The 4,173-nt window shown below is 50.8% G+C and carries 2 tRNA genes and 2 rRNA genes; all 4 read left to right on the top strand.

The annotated features are described in order from the left end of the window. A 16S ribosomal RNA gene (locus QZT94_RS01190) occupies positions 1-1,446 on the top strand; the annotation flags it as partial. 131 nt (positions 1,447-1,577) lie between these two features. Further along, positions 1,578-1,651, top strand: a tRNA-Ile gene (locus QZT94_RS01185). 15 nt (positions 1,652-1,666) lie between these two features. Beyond that, a tRNA-Ala gene (locus tag QZT94_RS01180) sits at positions 1,667-1,740 on the top strand. A gap of 129 nt (positions 1,741-1,869) precedes the next feature. Continuing rightward, positions 1,870-4,173: ribosomal RNA gene (locus QZT94_RS01175) — 23S ribosomal RNA — on the top strand; the annotation flags it as partial.

Below are 4,173 nucleotides of genomic sequence, written 5' to 3'. Positions count from 1 at the left end.
GCTAAGGCTGATGGCTACCGGCGCACGGGTGAGTAACACGTATACAAAATTCCGTCTACTCTTGGCCAGCCTTCTCAAAGGAAGAGGAATCAAGGATGGGATCATGAGGTCACATGTACGCTTGATTAAAGGTATTTTCCGGGAGAAGCTGGGGATGCGTTCAATTAGGTAGTAGGCGGGGTAACGGCCCACCTAGTCAACGATGGATAGGGGTTCTGAGAGGAAGGTCCCCCACATTGGAACTGAGCCACGGTCCAAACTCCTACGGGCGGCAGCAGTGAGGAATATTGGTCAATGGGCGATGGCCTGAACCAGCCAAGTAGCGTGAAGGATGACTGCCCTATGGGTTGTAAACTTCTTTTATAAAGGAATAAAGTCGGGTATGCATACCCGTTTGCATGTACTTTATGAATAAGGATCGGCTAACTCCGTGCCAGCAGCCGCGGTAATACGGAGGATCCGAGCGTTATCCGGATTTATTGGGTTTAAAGGGAGCGTAGATGGATGTTTAAGTCAGTTGTGAAAGTTTGCGGCTCAACCGTAAAATTGCAGTTGATACTGGATGTCTTGAGTGCAGTTGAGGCAGGCGGAATTCGTGGTGTAGCGGTGAAATGCTTAGATATCACGAAGAACTCCGATTGCGAAGGCAGCCTGCTAAGCTGCAACTGACATTGAGGCTCGAAAGTGTGGGTATCAAACAGGATTAGATACCCTGGTAGTCCACACGGTAAACGATGAATACTCGCTGTTTGCGATATACGGCAAGCGGCCAAGCGAAATCGTTAAGTATTCCACATGGGGAGTACGCCGGAAACGGTGAAACTCAATTGTATTGAAGGGGGACCGCACAAGCGGAGGAACATGTGGTTTAATTCGATGATACGCGAGGAACCTTACCCGGGCTTAAATTGCACTCGATTGATCGGGAAACGGTTCAGCTAGCCATAGCGAGGGTGAAGGTGCTGCATGGTTGTCGTCAGCTCGTGCCGTGAGGTGTCGGCTTAAGTGCCATAACGAGCGCAACCCTTGTTGTCAGTTACTAACAGGTGATGCTGAGGACTCTGACAAGACTGCCATCGTAAGATGTGAGGAAGGTGGGGATGACGTCAAATCAGCACGGCCCTTACGTCCGGGGCTACACACGTGTTACAATGGGGGGTACAGAGGGCCGCTACCACGCGAGTGGATGCCAATCCCTAAAACCCCTCTCAGTTCGGACTGGAGTCTGCAACCCGACTCCACGAAGCTGGATTCGCTAGTAATCGCGCATCAGCCACGGCGCGGTGAATACGTTCCCGGGCCTTGTACACACCGCCCGTCAAGCCATGGGAGCCGGGGGTACCTGAAGTGCGTAACCGCGAGGATCGCCCTAGGGTAAAACTGGTGACTGGGGCTAAGTCGTAACAAGGTAGCCGTACCGGAAGGTGCGGCTGGAACACCTCCTTTCTGGAGAGGATCCAAAGTAAAGGTTTTTGTTTTTGTACTGCTGTTGTTGTTTATTCAAGATATGATTCCGTATTAAGACGGAAGAGAGAAAGTAAGAAGCCGGGTCTAATGAAACAGACTAGGTTGAACTTAGTCCTATAGCTCAGTTGGTTAGAGCGCTACACTGATAATGTAGAGGTCGGCAGTTCAACTCTGCCTGGGACTACGAATCTTGAGATTCGGGGGATTAGCTCAGCTGGCTAGAGCATCTGCCTTGCACGCAGAGGGTCAACGGTTCGAATCCGTTATTCTCCACTCCATCAGAAACGTAAGATACGAAGATGACCGATCTATGACATATTGTACAAGCAAACAGTAATTTTAGTAGTAAAGAGCTGAAAGTATATATCATCCCGCTGACACGCAAGTGTGGGCGAATGAATAAGGAAAGTAAAGAAGGGCGCATGGCGGATGCCTTGGCTCTCGGAGGCGATGAAGGACGTGATAAGCTGCGATAAGCTCCGGGGAGGTGCAAATAACCTTTGATCCGGGGATTTCCGAATGGGACAACCCGGCGTGTTGAAGACACGCCACCTGATCATTTCAGGAGCTAACGCAGGGAACTGAAACATCTTAGTACCTGCAGGAAAAGAAAATAACAATGATTCCCCCAGTAGTGGCGAGCGAACGGGGAATAGCCCAAACCGTTCATGTTACGGCATGATCGGGGTTGTAGGACTACGTCGTTGCATGAAGACATCGGAGAAGAACTTTCTGGAAAGAAAGACCATAGAGCATGACAGTTGCGTATTCGTATGTTGTCGAAGCATAGTAGTATCCTGAGTAGCGCGGAGCACGAGGAATTCTGCGTGAATCTGCCGGGACCATCCGGTAAGGCTAAATACTCCCGAGAGACCGATAGCGAACCAGTACCGTGAGGGAAAGGTGAAAAGCACTTCGAACAGAAGAGTGAAATAGTTCCTGAAACCGTGCGCCTACAAGCGGTCGGAGCTGCTTAAAGCAGTGACGGCGTGCCTTTTGCATAATGAACCTACGAGTTGCCTTTGCCGGCAAGGTTAAGTGTGACGACACACGTATCCGAAGCGAAAGCGAGTCTGAAGAGGGCGTATAGTCGGCAGTGGCAGACGCGAAACCAAGTGATCTACCCTTGGCCAGGTTGAAGGCTGGGTAACACCAGCTGGAGGACCGCACCAATAAGCGTTGAAAAGCTTCTGGATGAGCTGAGGGTAGGGGTGAAAGGCTAATCAAACTTGGAGATAGCTCGTACTCCCCGAAATGCATTTAGGTGCAGCCTTGCGGGTTACTGATGTGAGGTAGAGCGACTGATAAGATGCGAGGGCTTCACCGCCTATCAAGTCTTGACCAACTCCGAATGCGCATCAGTTTTACGTCAGGAGTGAGGGCATGGGTGCTAAGGTCCGTGCCCGAGAGGAGAAGAATCCGGACCACCTGCTAAGGTCCCGAAATGACAGCTAAGTTAAACTAACGAAGTCTGACTGCTAAGACAGCTAGGATGTTGGCTTGGAAGCAGCCATTCATTTAAAGAGTGCGTAACAGCTCACTAGTCGAGGAGTCTGGCGTGGATAATAATCGGGTATTAAGTTGTCTACCGAAGCAGTGGGATCATTGAAATGATCGGTAGGGGAGCATTCCAGTCAGCGTCGAAGGCGTACCGCGAGGTATTCTGGAGCGTCTGGAAAAGCAAATGTAGGTATAAGTAACGATAAAGGGGGCGGGAAACCCCCTCGCCGAAAGACTAAGGTTTCCTGATCAACGCTAATCGGATCAGGGTAAGTCGGGTCCTAAGGCTCAGCCGAAGGGCGATGCCGATGGCAGAAACGGTTAATATTCCGTTACTACCTCCAGGAGTGATGTGGAGACGCAGTAGTGACAATGCCGCCATCTGACGGAATAGATGGTTGAAGGGTGTAGATGTTGATCTTGGCAGGCAAATCCACCATGAGAATCGAACCTGATAGTATGCCGCGTCCCTCGGGACAAGGCAATAGTGCATGTAATCATGCTGCCAAGAAAATCCGCTAAACTAAATCCTGTAGGTACCCGTACCGTAAACGGACACACGTAGTCGGGATGAATATTCTAAGGCGCTTGAGTGATTCACGGTTAAGGAACTAGGCAAACTGACCCTGTAACTTCGGGATAAAGGGTCCCTACCCGGTGACGGGAGGGCGCAGAGAATAGGTCCAGGCAACTGTTTAACAAAAACACAGGGCTGTGCGAAATCGAAAGATCCTGTATACAGCCTGACACCTGCCCGGTGCTGGAAGGTTAAGAGGAGACGTCATCGTTGAGAGAAGCGTTGAATTGAAGCCCCAGTAAACGGCGGCCGTAACTATAACGGTCCTAAGGTAGCGAAATTCCTTGTCGGGTAAGTCCCGACGTGCACGAATGGTGTAATGATCTGGACACTGTCTCAACCGTGAGCGCAGTGAAATTTTCGTATCGGTGCAGATGCCGATTACCCGCGATGGGACGAAAAGACCCCGTGAACCTTTACTATAGATTATCATTGAAGCTGGGCACGGGCTGTGTAGGATAGGGCGGCGGCGTTGAAGGGGGGACGCCAGTATCCTGGGAGCCGCTGTTGAACTACGACCCTTCATTTTGTTGGATTCTAACCCGTCTATATCGGGACACGGATTGGTGGGTAGTTTGACTGTGGTGGTCGCCTCCAAAAGCGTAACGGAGGCTTCTAAAGGGGCCCTC

The organism is Varibaculum sp., assembly GCF_008661855.1.
Lineage (GTDB): Bacteria > Actinomycetota > Actinomycetes > Actinomycetales > Actinomycetaceae > Varibaculum > Varibaculum timonense_A.
The sequence above is the reverse complement of the archived record's forward strand: the minus strand, read 5'-3'. Positions and strand labels throughout refer to the sequence as shown.